We start from the raw sequence: 23230 nt of genomic DNA on the forward strand, positions 1-23230 counted from the left end.
TCATGAACGATCAACCCACCTTAGACCTCAAAAACAGCGAGTCCGATGACTCACTGAATTTGGCCACCTATGCGCAGCGCGCCTACCTTGAATACGCACTGAGCGTGGTCAAGGGCCGTGCGTTGCCCGATGTGTGCGATGGCCAAAAACCTGTTCAGCGACGCATCTTGTATTCCATGTCCCGCATGGGCTTGGGCTTCTCGGGTGCAACAGGTGCCAAGCCCGTTAAAAGCGCGCGTGTGGTGGGCGATGTGCTGGGCCGTTTTCACCCTCACGGTGACCAAGCAGCCTACGATGCACTGGTGCGCATGGCACAAGATTTCAGCCAGCGATATCCGCTGATTGATGGTCAAGGCAACTTCGGTAGCCGCGACGGTGATGGCGCAGCGGCCATGCGTTACACAGAAGCGCGACTTTCCAAAATCACCACTTTGCTGTTGGATGAAATTGACCAAGGCACGGTCGATTTCATTCCCAATTACGATGGCTCAACTGAAGAGCCGCGCCAACTGCCAGCGCGTTTGCCTTTTGTGTTGATGAACGGTGCCAGTGGCATTGCCGTGGGTTTGGCCACCGAAATCCCAAGCCACAACTTGCGCGAGGTGGCCGATGCTTGCGTGGCCCTCATCAAGTCGCCCAAATTGACGGACGAGGAATTGTTCGCACTGATTCCTGGTCCCGACTTTCCAGGCGGCGGTCAAATCATCAGCCCAGCCTCTGACATTGCGGATGCGTATCGCACCGGTCGTGGTTCTCTCAAGGTGCGCGCGCGTTGGAAGATTGAAGACATGGCGCGCGGCCAATGGCAATTGGTGGTCACTGAGTTGCCCATTGGTGTCAGCTCGCAAAAAGTGCTGGAAGAAATTGAAGAGCTCACCAACCCCAAAGTGAAGGCTGGCAAGAAAGCCCTGAGTGCAGACCAAATGCAACTCAAGGCCAGTATCTTGTCAGTGCTCGATGTGGTGCGCGACGAGTCCAGCAAAGATGCCGCAGTGCGCTTGGTGTTTGAGCCCAAGACCAGCCGCATTGAACAGCAAGAATTGATCACGGCCTTGCTGGCGCACACCAGTTTGGAGACCTCGTCACCCATCAACATGACCTCGGTTGGCATTGATGGCAAGCCCGTGCAAAAGTCATTGCGCCAAATGATTTCGGAATGGATCACATTCCGTCAACAAACCATTGTGCGCCGCTCTGAGCATCGCTTGGGCAAGGTGATGGACCGCATCCACATTTTGGAAGGCCGTCAGTTGGTGTTGCTCAACATCGACGAGGTGATTGCCATCATTCGCCAAAGCGATGAGCCCAAGCAAGCCTTGATGGATCGCTTTAAGCTTAGCGAACGCCAGGCTGAAGACATTCTTGAAATTCGCCTGCGTCAATTGGCGCGTTTGGAAGCCATCAAGATTGAGCAAGAGCTCAAAGAGTTGCGCACAGAGCAAACTCAGCTCGAAGAAATTTTGGCCAATCCTGCATCGCTCAAACGCTTGATGGTCAAAGAGATTGAGCAAGACGCTAAAACATTTGCCGATCCACGCCGCACACTCATTCAAGAAGAGAAGAAGGCCGTAGCCGAAGTGAAAGTGGTGGACGAGCCTGTCACGGTGGTGGTGTCGCAAAAGGGTTGGGTGCGTGCGCGTCAGGGTCATGGCCATGACGCCACCAGCTTTGCTTTCAAAGCAGGCGATGGTTTGTATGGCACCTTTGAATGCCGAACGGTGGATACGCTGTTGGCATTTGGTACCGCGCAGAAAGGCAGTGGCCGCGTTTACTCGGTGCCCGTGGCTTCCTTGCCTGGTGCACGAGGTGATGGTCAACCTATTACCACCTTGATTGAATTAGAAGCCGGAACTCAAGTGGCACATTTCTTTGCGGGTCCTGCCACGGCCACATTGCTGTTGTCTAGTTCTGGCGGCTATGGGTTCATGGCTACGGTCGAGAATATGATTTCCCGACAAAAGGGCGGCAAGTCATTCATGACGGTGGGTGAAGGTGAATCGGTTTGCGCGCCTTCACATGTGTCGGGTTCAAACGCCACGTCAGCTGTTGGCGCAGCGCCCATGCCAGCGGCCACCCATGTGGCTTGCGCTTCTACGGGCGGTCGCATTCTGACTTTCGAAATTAGCGAACTCAAGCTGATGGAGAAGGGCGGCCGTGGCTTGATGTTGTTGGATTTGGAAGCCAAAGACACCTTGGCTGGCGCAGCGGCTTACACCCGAAGTATCAAGTTGATGGGCATTGGCCGAGGCGGCAAAGACCGAGAAGAGACCTTGGAAATTCGAAGCTTGAACAATGCGCGTGCTGCTCGTGCGCGCAAAGGCAAAGCCGCAGATCTGGGCTTCAAACCGACGCAAATTTTCCGGGTCGAATAATGGCTTAGTTCAGACCTCTCAAAAACAAAGCACCTATTGAGGTGCTTTGTTTTGTGGGCTTAGTTCAATTAGCGCTTCGGTGCAAAGTGCATGCGCGGCACAAATTGATAAGTTGATCGCCAGCAAGTTGCCAACAACTCTTCTGGGCCATGGCGATGCGTTAACTTTTTGCGCAAGCGAGAAACGCAAACTTGCAGGCGTTTGTTGTTGTAAAAGTCTGAGAGTCCCCAAATGGCCATTTCAAGTGCATCGCTTCGAAGGGCCTGCTCTGGCGCCATGGCCAATTGGGTGAGCAGCACAGTTTCCATGGCGGTCAGTCCGATGGCGTTGTTGGCAGGGCCTGTAAGGAGGGCTCTGACAGGATCGATGGTCCAACCCGATTTGAGCGTTCTGGGTAAACGAGAAGCCAAACGTTGAATGATGGCAATGAGCTCGGTTGGGTTGAAGGGCTTAGTCAGGCAGACATCTGCGCCAGCGGCAATGTCTGCAATGCGGTCTTGCGGTTCGGCGGCTTGGGAAATCATGACCACCCGAAGCTCTGGGTGTTTGGCCAACTGGCCGGCCAGGCTGAGTCTTTGTTCGCCTAGGGTGTCGGCATCTAAAACGACCACATCAAAGACTTTTTGCGAAAGTTCGGTAGCCAAGCCATCAGGAAATTGGCAGTGGTGGGCTTCAATGCCCGCCGTTTCTAGCTGTGAAAGTACCTTTTCCGCCAGGTGAGGGTCTTGTTCAACGAAGCTGACGCAAAGTGGTTTCATGGCGGATGTCCTTTTATTAATTGTTAACTTAAGAATTCATCCTAATGGTTTTTGAGTGTTTTTTAAATATTTTGTAATGATTAATGTGAATTAAAGGACAAGAAAATTACAAAAAGTTTGTATTTCTCCTCTGAAGAGCCGTTGGAATTCATTCGCTTGCCAACGCCTTGCAAAAAAGAGCAATGTGGTGAATTTGATGAATTTGCTTGTTTAAAGCTTGGATTGGGGGCAAGACTGCCCCCCGAATGTCTGAATTAGGCCAATTCAGCAATCAATTCAATTTCCACGCAGGCACCCAAGGGCAATTGAGCAACACCGAATGCGCTGCGTGCATGCGCGCCGGCTTCCCCAAAAACTTGGCCCAACAATTCGCTGCAACCATTGGTCACCAAGTGTTGTTCCGTGAAGTCTGGCGTGGAGTTGACCAAGCTCATGACTTTGACGATTCTTTTGATTTTATTGAGATCGCCCACAGCCGCATGCAAGGTGCCCATTAAATCAATGGCCACGGCGCGAGCAGCCGCTTTGCCTTCCTCAGTTTGGATATTTTTACCAAGTTGTCCTGCCCAAACTTGGCCATCTTTCTTAGAGATATGGCCACTTAAGAACACCAAATTGCCCGTTTGCGCATAGGGCACATAGGCTGCGGCAGGTGTCGCTACAGGTGGCAATGAAATTTTGAGTTCTTCTAAACGTTTGTAAACAGACATGGTGCATTCAATTCAAGAAAGGTTAAAGAGGTTCCACCGTGACACTGACCGCAAGGGTATGGTGCGTGCCACCTTGTAAGACGCCTCTGAGGGGGGAGACATCTGCAAAGTCGCGACCTACGGCAAGACGAACATAGTCAGTGCCAGGGCTGCACCAACCATCGCGGTTGTTGGTGGGATCGAAATCGTACCAAGATTCTGTGCCCTCGACGGGATTCATCTTTGGAATTCTGAGGGATATCCAAGCATGCGATGCATCGCTGCCAATGAGTCTAGGTTGACCCGGAGGGGGTTCAGTTAACAAATAGCCACTGACGTATCTGGCGGCTAAACCAAGACTGCGTAGACAAGCCAACATCACGTGCGCAAAATCTTGGCAAACCCCTTTTTTATCTTCTAAAACTTTGAGTGCTGGCGTGCTGATGTCGGTACTGAACGATTCGTATTTGAAATCGGTATGAATGCGCTGCATCAAATGACGCGTTGCATCAATGAGGTTTCGGCCGGGTGGAAAACTGCTTTGTGCGTAAATGGCAAATGCCGTGTCGATGGGGGCATGGTGAGAGGTATAAGCAAATTCAGTCGCTTGATCGCTGGCAATGTCAGCGCGGTATCGGTATGCCAATACGGCATTTTCCCAGGACAGATGCAGGACCTGTTTTGCTAAAGCATCTAAGCGCTTTTCTCCGATGAGAAAAGTTTCTAACTCGCTTTGCGCAGTCACCTTCAAGCTGTTGTGAGGTGAAGGCAGTGACCAATAAACTCTGTGGTTGCCAAAGGCATCGATATTCGAGCTCACTTGCGTCGCATTGGGCTCAGTTGCCAAATGATGCTGCTGGCAACTTTGACACGGCGTCATGGGCGGTTGAAGGTGCGCCACGTGCTGAGCCGTTTCGACGATTGGCGTGTAGTGGTAGAGCGTCTCGTGAGTGATTCGCAGCTTCATGGTCTAGCCCTTATGCGCCAATACTTTGCTGCGACTCATCACTGTGCGAGAAGAACAGGCTGTTGAGTTGGTCAGAGACTGAACGTGCGGTTTGCCGACATTCTCCCAGCAACTGTATTAAGGCTGGGCTGTGATTTTGGCCATCGGGTGCAAGCAGCATCAAATCAATGTCTTTCAACACTGGTATTTGATGTGACAAGGTCTCTGTGGCGCCATTGGCCAAATGGCCCATTCGAGCCAGTCGGCCGCGCAATGTTTGAGCGACCCAACCTAGCGCACGTGGATTGTCGGTATGGGTTAACAACAACTCTAGCAGCGCCCCTAAGGTTCGGCTTTGCTGATATTGCGCATGAAAAGAAATGGTGCTGTCGAATAAAGCCAATACCGCATCAAAACCTGCTTGGCTTTGAACACATTGGGTCTCGATGGCGCTGTGAAGTGCGTGTGCCAAAAAATCAAGTCGTTCAATGTGACGGCCAATGGACAGCAAACGCCAGCCATCATCGCGTGTCATTCGGTCTGTTTGCGCGCCAGTCAGTGCCGCCATCAATTGACTGGTTCGGGCCAACAGTTGTTGCGCCCAAATGCTGCTGGCCACGGGAGCATCTTGAGAAGCGGGTTGAAAAAACGCTTTTTCAGTTTGCTCAATCAAGGACCAATGCTCAGGCGACAATCTTTCGCGGACTGTCGCAGCGGCCAACTTGATGGCGCGCAGGTTGTAGCCCACACCTGTGGTGTGCTGGGTGTCCCAAAGTCCGGCAACCAGAGAGCGCTCAAACACGCGTCTAGATTGTTGCGCTTGAGGCACGCCGGGGACCAGCAAGCCATGACTGACGCACATCACATTGAGCCATTCAATCAGGGCGGGACTATGTTGCGCTTCGCTGTTCAAACTCTCAAGGGCCAGTCGTGAAAGTCGCAAGGTGTTTTCTGTTCGTTCCGAATATCGGCCCATCCAAAATAAGTTTTCGGCGGCACGGCTGGTGACCAGTCGATGCTTTTGTGAACTGGCGACAAACACCGCTTCTTTGGCTGGCGCTGGCGCAGGACTTGGTGCCTTGTTAGACAACACCCAGACATCTGCACTGCTGCCACCTTGCTGCATAGAGGCAATGCCATTTTGAGTGCCCAAACGCGCCAAGCCACCTGGCAGAGCTTGCCACCCGCCTTCTTCATTGGCCAATACAAAGACGCGCAATATGACCGGCCGCGAAGGCATTGATTGAAGGTCCGCAAAAGTGGGTGTGTGCGACAAAGGCAAAAAGCCTTGAACAGTGTGCGCCTCAGGGTCGTTTTGAATGCGCGCGCGCCATTCGTCCAGCCCCCGCCAATCTAATGTGTGACCCATGACGGGCTCAAAACTTCGACGGCTTGGCCCATAAGGGTAGGTGGGCTTGATGACACATTCTTGCAAGCGTGGCAGCACCTCGTGCATGGCAGCGGGTTCACCACACCACCAACTGGGGATGGCAGGTAACAGCAATTCTTCTTGCAACAAGGTTCGAGAAAGTTTAGGCAAGAACCCTAGCAGCGCATTGGACTCTAAAAATCCTGAACCGGGCGTGTTGGCCACCAACACATTGCCAGCGCGAACAGCCTGCAATAAACCAGGAACACCCAAGCTCGATTCTGCGCGCAACTCAAGAGGGTCTAGCCAGTCATCGTCAACGCGCTTGAGCAGACCATGAACGGGTTTCAAACCCTCGAGTGTTTTGAGGTAAAGCTTTTCATCTCTGACCAAAAGGTCATTGCCTTGGACCAGCGACAAACCCAAATAGCGCGCCAAGTAAGCTTGTTCAAAATAGGTTTCGTTGTAGGGGCCTGGTGTTAAAAGCGCAATGTGCGCTTGCATACCGGCTTGGGTACGCAGTTTCAATGCATTGACAAAGGAGCGATACGACGCAGCCAGTCCCTGAACCGGCATGGCTTCAAAAGCCCTTGAAAACTGATTGGCAATAATCTGTCTGTTTTCAAGCAAATAACCTAGGCCCGAGGGCGCTTGAGTTCGTTGAGACAAAAGCCACCAACAGCCATCAGGTCCCTTGACCAGATCGAAGGCCGCCAAGTTAAGGTGCCGACCTCCCACAGGCGAGCTGCCCTGCATGGCATGCAAGTAACCCGAATGTCCTTGTACCAAGGCATAAGGCAACGCACCTTGCTTTAAAAGGTGCTGCATGCCATACACATCAGACATGATGCCTTCGAGCAATCGCATTCGTTGCAATACACCCGATTGAATCTGTTGCCAATCTTGGCTGGACAAAATGAGCGGCAACAAATCCAGTGACCAAGGCCGTTGCGGTTGATCGGCGTTGGCATAGACGTTGTAGGTCATGCCATTGTCCCGAACCTGCTTGGCCATGGTGTTGTGTCGCGCTGGCAAGCTTTGGATGCCCTCAGTGCCCAAGTGCGACAAAAACTCAGCCCAATGGGGCGTAACTTGTGTGCTTTGTAGAACCGCTCCAAAGATAGAGTCGGTGCCTTCGCCGTTCAGGGCGCTGACGCCGCCTCGCATTTCATCCCAGTGCCCTGAGGGTGCCAGCCCAAGCACACGAAGCAAGTCGCGCGTGGCCGCTGACTGTTGCACGTTCTCATTGGCAGAGCCCGAAGATTGCGTTTGAGATTGCACAGCGGAAGATGAGGGGTTGTTGTTAAATTCCACAATGCGTGAATTGTCGCCTCATCTGGGCTTGCGCAGGTCCAAAGTCCAAGGAAATTCTGGACTGGCCGCCAATTCGACATTGGCGGGCGGTATGGGCATGCGGCCCGGTGTATGGCCCATTCTGAAGAAGCGGGCTAAGCGTCGGCTTTCTGCTTCATAGGCATTGACCGGCAAGCTGTCGTAATTTCGGCCACCGGGGTGTGCTACATGGTACTGCGCACCGCCGATGGATCGCTGCATCCAAGTGTCCAAAACGTCGAGGGTGAGCGGGGCATGAACGCCAATGCTAGGGTGCAGGGAGGAGGGCGGGTTCCATGCTTTGTAGCGCACGCTGGCCACATATTCGCCTGCTGTGCCGGTAGGTTGCAAGGGCAAGGCCTGACCGTTGACGGTGACGGTGTAACGACTGGGGTTCAAGCCTGTGACATGAACCTCTAGGCGTTCTAGTGACGAATCAACATATCTTGCAGTGCCGCCCGAGGTACTTTCCTCGCCCATGACATGCCAGGGTTCGAGTGCATTGCGCAAAGTCACTTGAATGGCATCGACACAAAATTCACCCACTCTGGGGAATCTGAACTCGAAGTGTGGGGCAAACCATGCTGGATCAAAGTGGAAACCTGCATCACCCAATTCGGTGAGCACGTCGTCAAAATCCATTTTGATGAATGTGGGCAACATGAAGCGATCGTGCAGCGTGGTGCCCCATCGAGTGACGGGTGCCGTGTAGTTGTCGTCCCAGAATCGGGCTACCAAAGCGCGAAGCAGTAACTGCTGAACTACGCTCATTCGAGCGTGAGGCGGCATTTCAAAAGCTCTTAACTCCAGCAAGCCCAAACGACCTGTCGATGAATCCGGTGAGTACATTTTGTCGATGCAAAACTCGCTGCGGTGCGTGTTGCCAGTCATGTCCACCAAGATGTTTCGAAGGCTGCGATCGACCAACCAAGGTGGCATGCTTTGTCCGTGAACTTGTCGATTGCGCGCAATTTCACGCAGCGCAATTTCTAGTTCATAGACCTGATCATTGCGCGCTTCGTCCACTCGCGGCGCTTGGCTGGTGGGCCCAATGAACATGCCACTGAAGAGGTAGCTCAGACTAGGGTGGTTGTGCCAGTACAAAACTAGACTGGCTAACAATTCTGGACGCCGCAAGAAGGGGCTGTCTGCAGGTGTGGCACCGCCCATCACCACATGGTTGCCACCACCGGTTCCTGTGTGCCTGCCATCGGTCATGAATTTTTCAGCACTCAGTCGGGTTTCGAAAGCGGCTTGGTACAGAAATTCGGTGTGCTCAACCACTTCACGCCAATTGCTGGCAGGGTGAATGTTGACCTCAATCACGCCAGGGTCGGGTGTGACTTGCAAGAGCTTGAGCCGTGGGTCTCTGGGCGGCGGATATCCTTCCAACACAATGGCGATGTTGAGTTGCTTGGCTGTGGCTTCTACGGCAGACAACAAATGGAGGTAATCGTCGACTTTGGCCAAGGGCGGCATGAAGACATACATCACGCCTTGCATGTCTTTGTCGCTTGCGGCATCTTTTCGTGGCACGGGCCCATTGGCACGTCGTGGGTCTCTGATTTCTACGCACAAAGCGGTTCGCACGGTGGAGGGATCAGACTTAAACCTGGCAGGTGCCTGCGCATGAGCGCTTTGACCCGGATACTGCATCGTTGGCGGCACTGCCGTCCGCTGATGCGCACTTGGCAATGGCAATGGACCACGAGTTGCATAGGGATCTTGGTCAATTAAAACTTGACGATCGGTCGGTGCAGTCCAAGGCAGGGAGTCGAGTGGCAATCGCCAGCCCATGGCTGAATCGCCTGGCGTTAAATACAAGCGCTCATCTCGCACAAACCATTTGCCACTTTGCCATGATGTGTTATCCCCTGTGCTGCCTGATTCTTGCACTTGCAAGGGCAGTAGGTAGCCAACCTCTTGATCCAGACCTTGCGAAAAAACACGGTGCAAACGAGCGCGTTCCATTTCGTCGTCCAGCCTGGCATCAAAGGGGTCTACGTTGACAGGCAGACGCCGTTCACGCCACAAGTAATACCAAGTGTCTTCATAACCCGGTGTGATGTTTTCGGGTGATACACCTAATTGGTTTGCCAATGTGTTTAAAAACTTTTTGGCATCACTAGGGGTGTACTGATGTGACACGCGTTCATCTGCAAACAAGGATGTGTCTTGCCAGCAAGGTTGACCGTCTGCACGCCAATAAATGCTGAGGGCCCACCTTGGTAATTGTTCTCCCGGATACCACTTGCCTTGGCCAAAATGCAAGAAGCCGCCTGCGCCATATTGCGCGCGAAGCTTGTGAACCAGTTCAGTGGCCAAACCCCGTTTGGTGGGGCCTAATGCGTCGGTGTTCCATTCGGGCGCATCTCTGTTTTCGGTGGCTACAAAAGTGGGCTCGCCGCCCATGGTCAGTCGGACATCGCCTTCTAGCAATTGCGCGTCGACTTGATCGCCTAAAGCCAACACCTTGGCCCATTGATCTTCGGAGTAAGGCTTCGTGACACGGGGAGATTCATAGATGCGCGTGATGGCCATTTCGTGACCGAACTCAACTTCGGCTTCGTCCATCAAACCCTCAATGGGCGCTGCACCTGAGGGTTGGGGTGTGCAAGCCAAAGGAATATGACCTTCACCGGCCAATAAACCAGAGGTGGGGTCGAGCCCAACCCAGCCAGCACCTGGCAAATAAACTTCACACCATGCGTGTAAATCGGTGAAGTCAACTTCGGTGCCACTGGGGCCATCCAGCGATTTCACATCGGGCGTGAGTTGAATCAAATAGCCAGACACAAAGCGCGCAGCCAGGCCCATGTGCCGCATCAGTTGAACCAAAAGCCATGCTGAATCACGGCAAGAACCACTTTGCAATGCAAGTGTTTCGTCGGGCGTTTGAACACCGGGCTCCATCCGAATCAAGTAGTTGATGTCTTGGTAAACGCGTTGATTGATTTGCACCAAGAAGTCGATGGTTCTTTGACGCTTTCTGTCTAAGCTGCTGAGGTATTTTTTAAACAGCGGGGTGCGCGGTAGTTTGTCCAAGTAAGCGGCGAGTTCTTCTTTGAGTTCTGGCGCGTAGGTTAGAGGGACATGCTCGGCACTGGGTTCTAAGAAGAAGTCAAAGGGATTGAAGACGGCCATTTCAGTGACCAAATCGACAGTCACTTTGAATTCGGTGGTTTTATGGGGAAATACCAAACGAGCCTGGTAATTGGCAAAAGGGTCTTGCTGCCAGTTGATGAAATGATCAGAAGGCTCTACGCGAAGGCTGTACGACAAAATTCTGCTGCGGCTGTGCGGTGCTGGACGCAGGCGTATAACTTGGGGGCCCAGTTGAACAGGCCGATCGTATTTGTAATGTGTAACGTGATGCAGTGCAACGTGAATAGACATAAATGCAAGTAAGCGCAACAGCGGCTGCATCGACAGAGCAGCTTGGGCTCCCTAAACTAGCAAAAGCCGCGCCATGGTGGGCACATCGAAAGGCTCAACATGTTGAAATTGGCGCCCAGCTTGGCGATGGGCTGGATTTTGGGCACTGCGCTTCAACTCCAACAAGAAGACATTTGGACCGTGCAGCGCATCACTGCAAGTTCGCTGTTCGGTCTTGCACTTTTAGTGTGCGCTTGGGCGCTGTCTACATTGGGCCAAACCCAGCCATTTCTTTGGGGAAACAAGCCAGAGCTTTTCAAAGGTCTTCAGCACTTGGCTTTGTTTGTGGCCTCAATGGCCTTGGCTTTGTCGTTCATCAATGTCAGGTGCTTACTGCAGGATCATCGACAACTAGTGCGTGACATTGAAGGGCAGGACATCAGTCTCACAGGGGTCGTTGCGTCGCTGCCTGTTCAAAGCGCAATGGGTGTGCGCTTTAAATTTCAAATTCAATCAGCTCGCCATGTGGATTCCCACAGGGCAGTTGATTTGCCCGCAGATGTGGACCTCAATTGGTACGACCGGGAGAGCGGCAGCATGGGGGAGTCACGGGCTTGGGCCGATCTCAATCCGGGTGGCACGTGGCAATTTGTTGTGCGATTCAAGGTGCCGCATGGCCTTCGCAATCCTGGTGGTTTTGATGAAGAGCTGTGGTTGTGGGAAAACGGTGTCATGGCCACTGGCACCATCAGGGTTGGCAAACGCGATACAGCGCCCCAAAAGCTCAGCGCTTCATGGCGTTTTCCTATGGCGCAAGCGAGGCAATACACGCGTTCTCAAATTGCCTTGACCTTGTCCTCAGACGGCCATGCATCTCAGACGCATGGTGGGGTGATTGCCGCTTTGGTGATGGGCGATCAAGGCGCGATCAGCAGTGCAGATTGGGATCTCTTTAGGGCCACAGGTGTTGCTCATCTCATGAGCATTTCGGGTTTGCACATTACCTTGCTGGCCTGGCTTTTTGCCAAAGCACTAGGGGGCCTATGGCGATGGTCTGCCACTGCGGGCAGTGACTTGTGTTTGCGTTGGCCTACGCCGGTAGTGGCTGCATGGGGTGGTGCCATCCTTGCAACACTCTATGCCTTCTTTGCGGGTTGGGGTTTGCCGGCGCAACGAACCATCGTCATGTTGTGGGTGCTTGTCCTTGTACAAAACTTGGGCTTGCGTTGGCCGCGTCTGTGGACATGGGTTCTGGCGTTTTGGGTCATTGTCATTTGGGACCCATGGGCTTTGATGCAAGCAGGCTTTTGGTTAAGTTTTGTAGCGGTGGGGGCGCTCATGTTGGGCGGTTCTGACTACAACTCGGAGCGCACCAAAATGAGATCAAAAAGCCCTGAATTGGTGCAAGAAAGTGGCTTGAAGCGTTTACGCCTCAATATGGGTAAGTCAATCTGGCAAGGATTTGTTGGCTTGGCCAAGGAGCAGTGGATCGTCATGTTGGCTCTGACACCCTTGTCTGTTTTGTTTTTTGGCCAGGTGTCTTTGGTGGGGTTGCTGACCAATTTTGTGGCCATTCCCTGGGTGACTTGGATCGTCACCCCTTTGGCCATGTTGGGCATGCTTTATTCACCCTTTTGGCAATGGGCATTGCTGGCGCTGGAACCCCTCATGTCTTTGCTTGAATTGCTTCGACAGGTGCCTGTTGGCGTATGGGTCATGCCAGTTCCACCGGCACTGATGGCGGCCATGGCGCTAGGTGGTGGGCTGCTACTGATTCAGGCTTGGCCATGGGTATTGCGTTGCTGGGGTCTTTTGCTGATGTTGCCTGCTTTTTTGTGGCAAGACCCCAGACCGCCAGAGGGGCACTTTGATTTGTGGTTTGCCGACGTGGGTCAGGGCAATGCAGTCATTTTGAGAACTGCGCACCATGCATTGTTGTACGACACTGGCCCCCAATATTCTGAAAATTCAGACGCTGGGCAAAGAGTCTTGGTGCCGCTGATGTCTCGACTGGGCATTCAACTCGACCGCCTTATATTGAGTCATCGCGATTCAGACCATACAGGCGGTGCCGCTGCAGTCTTGGCGGCCCACACCAAAGCGTCGGTGTGGGCTTCCTTAGAAGAGGGGCACACGCTTACAAAAATACGCCCTGTGAACGCTTGTTTGGCGGGGCAAAAATGGATTTGGGATGGTGTGCAGTTTGAATTTCTGCATCCGACGCGGGCAGATTACGATGCCCAAGCCTCCTCAAACGCGATCAGCTGCGTCTTGAGAATTGATGCCAATCAAGGCGCCACAACCTTCAACAAGGACGCAGAGAAAGGATTCGGCAAGGCCAGTGCGCTGTTGGTCGGCGACATCGAAGCGCCGCAAGAATTGGCATTGTTGCAGCGGGCAGCACTGCACCCCGTCGATGTGCTGTTGGTACCGCATCATGGCAGCCAAACCTCCTCAACACCTTCGTTCATTAGCTCGCTAAAGCCACAGTGGGCGGTGGTTCAAGCGGGTTATCGCAATCGGTACGGACACCCTGCAGCGCCTGTGCTGGCACGTTACCAAGCGCTAGATGTTGAGCTGGTATCAACGCCCGATTGTGGTGCTGCCCATTGGCAAAGTAGTCTGCCTCAGACGCTTGAGTGTGAACGGACTCAGAACAAACGGTATTGGCATTACCTAAGGCCTTAAGCCTTAAGATAGGCGTTGCTTGACCAGACTGCATTTGCGGGTATGCATCTTGCTTTTCAAAGCCTAGGAGTGATGTCAGATGCAGAGATTTGATGAGATGTACAGTCAGGCAACGGCCACCACGCCGGGTAGTCCTGTTCGGGCCCACTACAAAGCCTATGCCGATTGGTTAGCGGGTCAAAGTGAGCAAGTCATGCTTGCGCGCCGTGAAGAAGCTGAAATGATTTTCAGACGTGTCGGCATTACATTTGCGGTCTACGGCGACAAAGACGAGTCGGGCTCTGGTACCGAGCGACTCATTCCTTTTGACCTGATCCCTCGCATTATTCCGGCCAACGAGTGGCAAAGCATGGAGCGTGGTTTGGTGCAACGCGTCACTGCACTCAACCGTTTCATTCACGACGTCTACCACGATCAAGAAATTATCAAAGCAGGCCTGATACCTGAAGAGCAAATTTTGAGGAATGCACAATTCCGACCCGAGATGATGGGTGTGGATGTGCCGCATCAAATTTATTCGCACATTAGCGGGATTGACATTGTTCGTGCGCCTAACGCGCAGGGCGAGGGCGAGTACTACGTTCTAGAAGACAACCTGCGGGTTCCCAGCGGTGTGAGCTACATGCTTGAAGACCGCAAGATGATGATGCGTCTGTTTCCAGACTTGTTCAATCGCCATCGCGTTGCACCTGTTGCCCATTACCCAGACTTATTGCTTGAAACTCTGAGGGCTTCTAGTCCTGCCTCCTCGGCTGAGCCCACGGTGGTGGTGCTAACGCCCGGCATGTACAACAGTGCCTACTTTGAACATGCTTTTTTGGCGCAGCAAATGGGCGTGGAGTTGGTGGAAGGTCAGGACTTATTTGTTAAAGACCAGTTTGTCTACATGCGAACCACCCGAGGGCCTAAGCGAGTGGACGTGATCTATCGCCGTGTCGACGATGACTTCTTAGACCCCAAGGTATTTCGACCCAACTCAACGCTGGGTTGTGCAGGTTTGATGGATGCCTACCGCGCTGGCAATGTGGCCATTTGCAACGCGGTTGGCACAGGGGTGGCAGACGACAAATCTATCTATCCCTATGTGCCTCAGATGATTGAGTTTTATTTGGGTGAAAAGCCTATTTTGAAAAACGTGCCCACTTACATGTGCCGAAAGTCTGATGATTTGGCTTACACATTGGCCAACTTGAAAGACTTGGTGGTCAAAGAAGTTCATGGTGCTGGGGGTTATGGCATGTTGGTAGGACCCGCATCAACCCATGCAGAAATTGAAGACTTCAGAAAAGCATTGGTTGCCAATCCTTCGGGCTACATTGCGCAGCCTACTTTGAGTTTGTCGAGTTGCCCTACCTATGTTGAAAGTGGTGTGGCGCCGCGTCACATTGATTTGCGTCCCTTTGTTCTGAGTGGCAGAACGGTGCAGATGGTGCCGGGTGGCTTAACGCGAGTGGCTTTGAAAGAGGGCTCGCTGGTGGTGAACTCATCGCAAGGTGGTGGTACCAAAGACACATGGATTTTGCAGTCGTAAGTCAGCACGATGCACTTTCTAAGCCACTTCTAAGAGCCCCCCTCAGTATTTGAAAGAACAAGCATGCTAAGCCGAACCGCCGATCATTTATTTTGGATGTCACGCTACACAGAGCGCGCTGAAAACACGGCGCGCATGTTGAATGTGAGTTATGAAACCTCGCTCTTGCCACAATCTAGTGCCACCGTTCAATCGGGTTGGGAAGGGCTGCTGTCAATCAGTGAACTTTTGCCGGCCTACACAAAAATGCATGGCGACGTCAAAGCGCACAACGTGATGCAGTTCATGGTGATGGACCCCAACAACCCGTCGTCCATCATTTCCTGTTTGCGTGCGGCCAGAGAAAATGCCCGCGCTGTGCGTGGTGCGCTGACCACCGAAGTTTGGGAGACACAAAATCAAACTTGGTTGGAAGTCAATCGCATGATTCGCTCCGGTGAGTTTGAAGCCGATCCAGGTAAGTTTTTTGAGTGGGTTAAATTTAGATCGCACCTGTCTCGCGGTGTCACGGTTGGCACTATGCTCATGGACGAGTCCCTGCACTTCATGCGCTTGGGAACCTTTCTAGAACGTGCTGACAATACAGCGCGTTTGGTCGATGTGAAGTTTCATGCAGTTCAAAATGATCGATTTGGTGCATTGCCCTTGGAGGCCAGCTTGGTCCAGCAAATGCAATCGCAAACCATGGCAGTCGATTCGCCCTTGGACGTGTCACAAGAGTTTGATTTTTATCACTGGAGCGCCATTCTCAGAAGCGTCAGTGGTTTTGAAATTTACCGCAAGGTTTACCGCGATGTGATTCGCCCCGATCGAGTGGCTGAATTATTGATCTTGCGCCCCGACATGCCGCGCTCTTTGCATGCCAGTCTGAACGAAGTGGTCAATAACCTTCAAGCAGTGACGGACAATCCTCAAAGCGAGACCGTGCGCCATGCGGGCAAATTGCGAGCAGATCTGGCCTATGGCCGCATTGATGAAATTTTGGCTACGGGTTTGCATGCCTATTTGACCCAGTTCCTAGAGCGCGTCAATGTTTTGGGCGGTAGAATCAGCCGAGAATTTTTGATGCCCCAAGCATCTTGAAGTTTGGGTGCCCTTAGGGCATGTATTGGCCGCCATTGACTTCGATGATTTGGCCAGTGACATAGCCTGACATCTGCTCAGAGGCAAGGTACACAAAGGCACCGGCACATTCTTCGGAGGTGCCCAAGCGGTTCATTGGAATGGTGGCTTTGAAGCCTTCCAGCATTTGGGGCGTGGAGAAGCGTTCGTGGAATGGGGTGGTGATGACGCCTGGAGAGATGGCATTGACACGAATCTTGTCTTTGGCCAATTCTTTGGCCCAACCTCTGGTCATTGTAGATACAAAGCCTTTTGAGCCTGCGTAAAGCGATGCACCTGCGCCCCCACCATGACGTGCTGCGATAGAAGTTAAGTTGATAATTGAACCACCATGACCTTGACGGCGCATGTGGGCAACGGCAGCAGATGTGCACATCATGGCAGACCGAACGTTCAAGTAAACAACATGGTCAAAGAGTTCATCCGTGATTTCTTCGATGGGAACCCGCTGAACCAGCGCTCCCGCATTGTTGATGAGGATGTCGATACGCCCAAATGCATTGACAGTGTCATTGACCAGGCGATGACATTGCGCAGAGTCCATTACGTCTGCATGAAACAGGTGGGCTTGAGCACCAGTGGCTTTGACATCTTTTAACACTTGCTCCGCTTGATCTTTGCTGCTGTTGTAGTGCACAGCAACGCGAGCGCCAAGCTTGCCAAAGGCTACAGCGGCAGCTGCGCCTATGCCAGTGCTTGAGCCTGTAATTAAAACTACTTTGTCTTTGAGGTCGTTCAACATGCAAGTCTCCAAAAATTATTTGATCATCTCGGGCGAGAAAATTCGGGGTAAAAACAGCACGATGTCTGGAAACACGATGATGGCCAACAGAACAACCAGCATGGGTATCAACATGATCATGGTGTCTTTGATGGCAAAACTTAGAGGCACTTTGGCCACCGCACATGAAATCATGAGACACATCCCGTAGGGCGGGGTGATCAGTCCAAAGGCCAGCGACACAATGCCTACGATGGCGAAGTGCACTGGGTGCATGCCCACAGACTCTGCCAAAGGCTGCAGTGTTGTACCCACAATGATGATGGCAGGGATGGCGTCTAAGAAGCAGCCAACAACCAAAAACGCACCCGCAATGAGCAAGCCTACACCAATGACGCCCAAGCCCCAGTCTGTGACATTGGCCAGCAGTGCTTTGGGAATTTGGTAGTAAGCCAGCAACCAGCCAAACACTGAGGCCGTGCCAACGCAGAACAAGGCGACAGCACTCAATTTGCCGGTATCAACAATGGCCGTCATGAAGCTTTTCCAGCTCATCTCACGGTAAAAAAGCATAGACAACACGGCCGCATACAAAACAGCCACAGCGGCTGATTCAGTGGCTGTAAAGAGTCCTAGCAAGATGCCACCCACAATGATGACGGGCGTCATCATGGCTGGAATAGATACCAAAGCTGCTTTGTAGATTTCAGTTAGGTTGGCGCGTGGGTAGACAGGGTAATTGCGTTTCTTGGCGTAGGCATGAACGGTGGCCATTTGGGCTAAGCCAATGAGGAGACCCGGCACGATGCCTGCCAAATACATGGCGCCAATGGAGGTAGAAATGACGCCACCCCACACCACCATCAAAATAGAGGGCGGAATAATGACTGCCAACACGGCAGAAACAGCTGTGATGGCAATCGAGAAGGACAAGTCATAGCCCTCTTTAACTTGTGCCTCAATGAACAATTTGCCTTGGCTGGCTGCATCCGCAGTAGAAGAGCCTGAAATGCCAGCAAAGAAAACAGACAAGATCACATTGATTTGTGCCAAGCCCCCTGGGAAGTGCCCCACCAAGGCCCGCGACAATCGCATCAGTCTGTCTGTGATACCGCCTCCGTTCATGAGGTTGGCGGTCAAGAGAAAGAATGGCACTGCCAAAAGAATGAATGAGTTGTAAGCCTTGAACATTTCATTGAACAAGACCGACGGGGATAAGCGGGGTTCAAATAGTAGGACCGGTAGTGACGCAAGTCCAAGGGCAAAAGCAACAGGTATTCGCAATGCCAGTAACAGGAAAAAACTACCAAACAGAACAAGCGCCGCCATCGATGGCGATAAAAGAGAAGAGCTCAAATCACTGACCCCTGGTTAGAACTTTCGCTGACGTCGCTGGCATTGAACATGTGATCCAGCAAAAAAACAATCCACAAAAAACCGGCGATGGGCCATGCGATGAAAATCCACCACATGGGCATCTCAGCCAATTCGGAGGTTTGATTCCAACCAAATTGCGTGAATTCGATGCCCCAATAAAGAATGACACATGAAAAAACTAGCATGGCTGTTTGACTGATGCGCAAAATGACATGGGTTGCCCGAGGCGAAAGTTCAGGCAGAAAATCGACGTCAAAGTGAAGACGCTCGCGAACTCCCAAAGTGGCGCCTAAAAGAATGAGCCAAACAAAAAAGAATCGGCTCATTTCCTCTGTCCACATGTAGCGTGGAATCAAATCTGTGAATCTGGAAAAAATCTGCAAACTGACCGGAACGATCAGCAACAAAACCGTTGTGATGAGCAAAAAATGAAGCAACTTATCGATCAAGCCAAGTAGTTTTTGCATGGAGTTTCCAGATTGCCAAGAAAACGGGCAACTTAAAGTTGCCCGTTATGGTTGTGAAGTATTACTTCAAGCTGTTGATTTTGGCGTAGATGGCATCAGCTCCCACTTCCTTGGCGTAGGCGGCCATGACAGGATCAACCAATTTTTGCATCTCAGCACGCTGTGTAAAGGGAATCTGTTTTAACTTGCCTTCTTTGGCGTACTTGTCGAGCTTGGCCTGATCTTCAGAAGACTCAACTTGACGACCATAGGCACCAGCCTCTTTGCCAGCCTTGACAATGGCTGCTTGTAAATCAGCAGGCAACTTTTTCAGGGTTTTGACCGAGAAGCAAAGCGGACGGATGGTGATGGCGTGACGGGTCATCAGAATGCTTGGCGCCACTTCGTAAAACTTCATGGCCTCAACACCTGCGGCCTCGTTTTCACCTGCGTTAATCACGCCGTTTTGAATGGCGTTGTAGACCTCGTTGTAGGCAATGACGGTGGGCGTCATGCCAACCGCGCCAAATGTACGACTCCAAATAGGTGCGCCTTGAACGCGAACCTTGAGATTTTTAAGTTCGGCCAAATTGGTGGCAGACTTGTTGGCAAAAATATTGCGAACGCCGCCACCTGCATAACCAATCAAACGAACTTCGGCTTTTTGTTCGACTTCATCGGCAATGGGTTTCAGTATGTCTTGATCAAGAACTTTGTTCCAGTGATTTAAATCGCTGAACAAAAAGGGCGCGTCAATGAAGGGCGCTGCCTTAGAGAAGGTGGACATGTGTGCTGGCGACACAATGGCGAAATCGACGGCCTTTCCTTGGTTCATGTAGGCAAAGTAATCTTTTTCAAGGCCTAACTCACTGTTTTTGTGCAGAACAAAATTAACGGGCTTGCCGTAGTATTTTTTGACAAGTTCTTCGAAGCGAACCATTGTTTTGGTGAATGCGTGGTCATCACCGAACTGCGAAGCGCCGTGAAGGGTGATAGGGGCTTGCTGCGCGTGTGCGCTTAAAGCCATGACAGATGAAAGAACCATGCCCAGCAAAGGCTTCAAAAATTTCATGCTCATGTCTCCTGTTTAATTTTCAAAAAATACAACGTCTCTGTGTTGCTCGAATAACTTTAGGACAAAGTTGCATAAATGTTCTTGGGGTAAACCATGGTTTGCAACAAAGGACCGCATTAACTTATCCTACGAGCTGTTTTAAATAGAAAGTAAAGCATGAAGCACATTGGTTTTATTGGCGCATCGGGCTTGATGGGGCATGGCATTGCCAAAAATTTGTTGGCCAAAGGTTTTCAAGTTTCTTTGACTGCGCACTCAAGACAGGAGCCCCTAAAGGACCTGCTGGCTGCGGGTGCACAACTCGCCAAAACCCATGCAGATTTGTCTGCTTGTGATGCCGTGATTATTTGTGTCACGGGTTCACCTCAAGTGGAAGCAGCCATTGAGGGACCGCAGGGTTTGTTGAGCAAAGCGCGAGCTGGGCTGATTATTGTGGATGCTTCAACCAGTGAGCCCGATTCAACACGTCGTTTGGCGCAGCGTTGTCAAGATGCTGGCATTACGCTGGTAGATGCCCCCTTGGCACGCACACCGGTTGAAGCTGAGGCGGGCAAGCTCAACACCATGGTTGGTGCGTCCCCCGAAGTTTTTGCCAAGCTTGAACCGATGTTTCAAGCGTATTGCGAAAACATTTTCCACGTGGGCGAAACTAGCGCAGCCCATGTCATCAAACTGTTGAATAACTTTTTGGGCCAAGCTATCACAACAGCAGCTGCAGAGGCCTTTGCTGTTGGAGCAAAAGCAGGCATTGATGTCAATCAGCTGGTACGTGTGGTGTCTGCAGGCGCTGTCAATTCTGGTTTGTTTCAAGCCATGGCCAAGACACTTCAAGGTGATTACACCGGCTTGAAATTTGAACTCAACAATGCTTCCAAAGACTTGCGTTATTACGTTCATTTGACCGAAAGCGTCAAAGCGCCATCGCTGGTTGGAACCAGTGTCCATCAAAGTTTGGTCACCGCTTGCGCTTTGGGTTTTGGCGCAGAACTGGTGCCTTCTCTCGTTAAAGCACAGGCTCAAATCAATCAGGTCAAGATCGTTCAAGGCAGTTGATATGACTGCACGCATGGTGGTGGCTTTGGTGGGGCTAGGCCCTGCAGCTTTGCCGCATTTGCGAAGCTTGCAAGACCTGACTGACCGCATTGAATTTCGGTATGCGTTTGCACGCCGACCAGATGCTGACCGTGTCCTTCCGTATACGGGGCCAGTGCAGTTGACGGACTCACTCGATTTGATCTTGCAAGACCCCGAGGTTCAAGCTGTCATTGTGGCAACGCCGCCAGCAACCCATCTCGAAATTTGTCAGCGGTGCTTTGCCGCAGGTAAGCACGTCTTGTTAGAGAAGCCTTTAGAAGTTAACTTTGAACGGTCTGAGCGATTGGTTGAGTTGGCAGAGGCGACGGGGCTTCGTCTAGGCCTGGTACTGCAACATCGATACCGCGAAGCCTCAGTTGCCTTAGAAAAGATTTTGCAGGAAGGCCGGTTGGGTGAGATTCAGGCTGCATCTGTTCGCATTCCATGGTGGCGCTCTCAAGCTTATTACAACGAGCCCGGCAGAGGCACTATGGCGCGAGATGGTGGCGGCGTGTTGTTGACGCAGGCCATTCACACCTTAGATTTGTTTCGATCCTTGGTGGGTTTCAGGTCGGTCAAGTCAGCCGTGGTTCGTCAAACCAAGTTACACCAGATGGAGACAGAAGACTACGTCAGTGCCTTGCTGGTTTTGGGCAATGGTGCCCCGGGCGATTTGATGGCCACAACCGCCATGTTTTCTGGCTTTTCTGAAACCATTGAAATTATCGGCAGTTTGGGTAGCGCGCGATTGTCTGGAGCCAACCTTGGGGTCCATTTTTTGGAAGGATCGCCTTTTAGCATTCGCAGCGAAGGAGGCACAGGCAGCGGCGCCAACATGATGGATTTTTCGCATGAACCGCATCGTGCGCTGTTGACTGAATTCTTGGATGCTATTCAAGAAAATCGTGACCCTAAGGTCAATGGCCGTGATGCTCTGTCAACTCAAGAATTGATCGTTGAATTGCTCAGGGTTGGTGCAGCATGAGTGTGGGTTTCAGTGACGGCCAACAAATTGTGGCTGGATTGAACGCGATCGTTGGTGACGAAGGCAGCGGGAAAACGCGATTTCTGCGCCAGTTGTGTGACTCAAATTCTGACGCCTTTTGGCTTGATACGCGACTGCTAGATTACGATCAAACCACACCAGAGAAATTTTGGGCTCAGATCCAAATGAAGCACCCTCGTTGGTCGGAGAGATTGTGCCAAGAGCTGTGCATGGCGCTTGATCTTGAAGATCATTTGGGCAAGCAGTTGTACATGCTCTCTAACGGTAGTCGCCGCAAAGTAGCCTTGATAGCTTTGCTGGCCAGCGGTGCGCAACTCATTTGCCTGGATCAACCCTTTGTCGCCTTGGATCAGGCTTCTATCGAAGTGCTGTGTGATTTTTTGAACGACATGGCCGATGATCCGTTGCGGACCTGGCTGGTTGCCGATTACGAAGCTGACCCAAGACTCGATTGGAGTGCGGTGATTAATTTGTCACCTGGAGAGGGTGCTCTCTAACATGATGGCATTCATTTCACAGCCCACCCGCCAGACATGGGGAACACTTGCCCAACAAAACAGCTGGCGGCATCGCTGCACAGATAGGCCACAAAGCGAGCGTCTTCTTCCGCCTTGACCAAGCGGCCCAGTGGAACTTCGCGCTTCAATCGTTCTTGAAATCGAGGATTGGCTTGAACTTCTGGCGGAAAGTAGGTTGGGTTGTCGACAAAATTTTGCGCCACGGCATTGATCTGAATGTTGTCGGGCGCTAGCTCGACACCTGCTGCTTGGACGTACGCCAATTGCGCACCACGTGCTGCGCTGTAGCTGGCTGCACGCTTCATGCCGCGCAAGGCGGAGGCGCTGCCCATGACAACGATCTTGCCGCCACCTTGAGCCTTCATGCCCGGTATTGCGGCACGGACCAATCGTGGCAATGGATTGACCATGACATTGAAGACATTTAGCCATTCGCTGTCATCAATTTGTGACACGGGGGTTGAGGGGGCGGGAAGCGCTAGATTGATTATGAGAGCATCCAGCGGTACTGCTGCGTCAATGATGGCTTGTGCATCTTGGGGCTCTAACGGAATGCGATCGTCTGCAATAACCGTTGCGCCACACAAGCTAAGTTCATGACAAAGAGCCGGCCCCATGAAGTCTTTGGCCTGGGTGACTAGGATTCTTTGATTCGATAGATCGATCATTTCACGCTCCGTACTGTGAAATTTCAAATGTTTTCAGCGCTGTACCCGTTCTGCGACGGCTTGCCCCAATTCAATGACAGCCATGGCGTAATAACTGCTCCAGTTGTAGGGGGTTATGGCGTAGAAGTTTTCGGTGCCTGCCTCATGTGATAGCCAGATTGAG

The 23230-nt window shown here is 52.0% G+C and carries 17 protein-coding genes and 1 pseudogene; 7 read left to right on the plus strand and 11 right to left on the minus strand.

Annotated features, from left to right (window positions below):
* The first annotated feature begins 2 nt into the window (after positions 1-2).
* Positions 3-2372, plus strand: coding sequence for a DNA topoisomerase IV subunit A (parC, locus tag AMM03_RS10230; RefSeq protein ID WP_090131235.1), 2370 nt, complete (start codon positions 3-5; stop codon positions 2370-2372).
* Between the two features lie 68 nt (positions 2373-2440).
* On the opposite strand, the gene AMM03_RS10235 is transcribed toward parC, so the two are convergent.
* From AMM03_RS10235 to AMM03_RS10255, 5 genes are all read right to left on the minus strand, one after another.
* Positions 2441-3130, minus strand: coding sequence for a response regulator transcription factor (locus AMM03_RS10235; RefSeq protein WP_090131237.1), 690 nt, complete (start codon positions 3128-3130; stop codon positions 2441-2443).
* Positions 3131-3384: 254 nt separating this feature from the next.
* The gene (locus tag AMM03_RS10240; RefSeq protein ID WP_090131239.1) at positions 3385-3840 is read right to left on the minus strand and encodes a RidA family protein; all 456 of its coding nucleotides are present in this window, start codon (positions 3838-3840) and stop codon (positions 3385-3387) included.
* A gap of 22 nt (positions 3841-3862) precedes the next feature.
* Complete coding sequence (locus AMM03_RS10245) at positions 3863-4786, minus strand: transglutaminase family protein (protein ID WP_090131244.1); 924 nt, start codon at positions 4784-4786, stop codon at positions 3863-3865.
* 10 nt (positions 4787-4796) lie between these two features.
* Positions 4797-7448, minus strand: a complete 2652-nt coding sequence (locus AMM03_RS10250) for a circularly permuted type 2 ATP-grasp protein (protein ID WP_228764649.1) — start codon at positions 7446-7448, stop codon at positions 4797-4799.
* 18 nt (positions 7449-7466) lie between these two features.
* Positions 7467-10862, minus strand: coding sequence for a transglutaminase family protein (locus AMM03_RS10255; protein WP_090131574.1), 3396 nt, complete (start codon positions 10860-10862; stop codon positions 7467-7469).
* A 99-nt stretch (positions 10863-10961) separates the two neighbouring features.
* On the opposite strand from AMM03_RS10255, the gene AMM03_RS10260 reads away from it, so the two are divergent.
* From AMM03_RS10260 to AMM03_RS10270, 3 genes are all read left to right on the plus strand, one after another.
* Complete coding sequence (locus tag AMM03_RS10260) at positions 10962-13529, plus strand: DNA internalization-related competence protein ComEC/Rec2 (protein ID WP_090131247.1); 2568 nt, start codon at positions 10962-10964, stop codon at positions 13527-13529.
* Between the two features lie 79 nt (positions 13530-13608).
* Positions 13609-15060 (plus strand): circularly permuted type 2 ATP-grasp protein, encoded by a 1452-nt coding sequence (locus tag AMM03_RS10265; RefSeq protein ID WP_090131248.1) that lies wholly within the window; start codon positions 13609-13611, stop codon positions 15058-15060.
* 63 nt (positions 15061-15123) lie between these two features.
* Positions 15124-16143: an alpha-E domain-containing protein gene (locus AMM03_RS10270; protein ID WP_090131257.1), complete on the plus strand. Its 1020-nt coding sequence runs from the start codon at positions 15124-15126 to the stop codon at positions 16141-16143.
* 13 nt (positions 16144-16156) lie between these two features.
* Here AMM03_RS10270 and AMM03_RS10275 read toward each other — a convergent pair whose 3' ends face one another.
* The 4 genes from AMM03_RS10275 to AMM03_RS10290 form a co-directional block, all read right to left on the minus strand.
* Positions 16157-16921, minus strand: coding sequence for an SDR family NAD(P)-dependent oxidoreductase (locus AMM03_RS10275; RefSeq protein ID WP_090131576.1), 765 nt, complete (start codon positions 16919-16921; stop codon positions 16157-16159).
* An 18-nt stretch (positions 16922-16939) separates the two neighbouring features.
* Positions 16940-18232, minus strand: coding sequence for a TRAP transporter large permease (locus AMM03_RS10280; protein ID WP_228764650.1), 1293 nt, complete (start codon positions 18230-18232; stop codon positions 16940-16942).
* Positions 18233-18255: 23 nt separating this feature from the next.
* On the minus strand, positions 18256-18747 hold the full coding sequence (locus AMM03_RS10285; RefSeq protein ID WP_090131259.1) for a TRAP transporter small permease: 492 nt from the start codon (positions 18745-18747) through the stop codon (positions 18256-18258).
* Positions 18748-18808: 61 nt separating this feature from the next.
* Positions 18809-19804 (minus strand): TRAP transporter substrate-binding protein, encoded by a 996-nt coding sequence (locus tag AMM03_RS10290; RefSeq protein ID WP_090131260.1) that lies wholly within the window; start codon positions 19802-19804, stop codon positions 18809-18811.
* A gap of 153 nt (positions 19805-19957) precedes the next feature.
* Here AMM03_RS10290 and AMM03_RS10295 point away from each other — a divergent pair, with 153 nt between their 5' ends.
* The 3 genes from AMM03_RS10295 to AMM03_RS14400 all read left to right on the plus strand — a co-directional run bounded on the left by AMM03_RS10295 (position 19958) and on the right by AMM03_RS14400 (position 22378).
* Positions 19958-20854 (plus strand): NAD(P)-dependent oxidoreductase, encoded by an 897-nt coding sequence (locus AMM03_RS10295; protein ID WP_090131263.1) that lies wholly within the window; start codon positions 19958-19960, stop codon positions 20852-20854.
* Position 20855: 1 nt separating this feature from the next.
* A complete protein-coding gene (locus tag AMM03_RS10300) occupies positions 20856-21860 on the plus strand; it encodes a Gfo/Idh/MocA family protein (RefSeq protein ID WP_090131266.1) in 1005 nt (334 codons plus the stop codon).
* A gap of 230 nt (positions 21861-22090) precedes the next feature.
* Positions 22091-22378 (plus strand): hypothetical protein, encoded by a 288-nt coding sequence (locus tag AMM03_RS14400; RefSeq protein WP_369793693.1) that lies wholly within the window; start codon positions 22091-22093, stop codon positions 22376-22378.
* Between the two features lie 11 nt (positions 22379-22389).
* Here AMM03_RS14400 and AMM03_RS10310 read toward each other — a convergent pair whose 3' ends face one another.
* Both AMM03_RS10310 and AMM03_RS14180 read right to left on the minus strand, forming a co-directional pair.
* Positions 22390-23067, minus strand: a complete 678-nt coding sequence (locus AMM03_RS10310; protein WP_090131270.1) for an SDR family oxidoreductase — start codon at positions 23065-23067, stop codon at positions 22390-22392.
* 33 nt (positions 23068-23100) lie between these two features.
* Positions 23101-23217: pseudogene (locus tag AMM03_RS14180) on the minus strand (lytic murein transglycosylase); the annotation flags it as partial.
* Between the last annotated feature and the right edge of the window lie 13 nt (positions 23218-23230).

The organism is Limnohabitans sp. Rim11 (assembly GCF_001269365.1).
In the GTDB taxonomy this organism is placed as follows: Bacteria; Pseudomonadota; Gammaproteobacteria; order Burkholderiales; family Burkholderiaceae_C; genus Limnohabitans_A.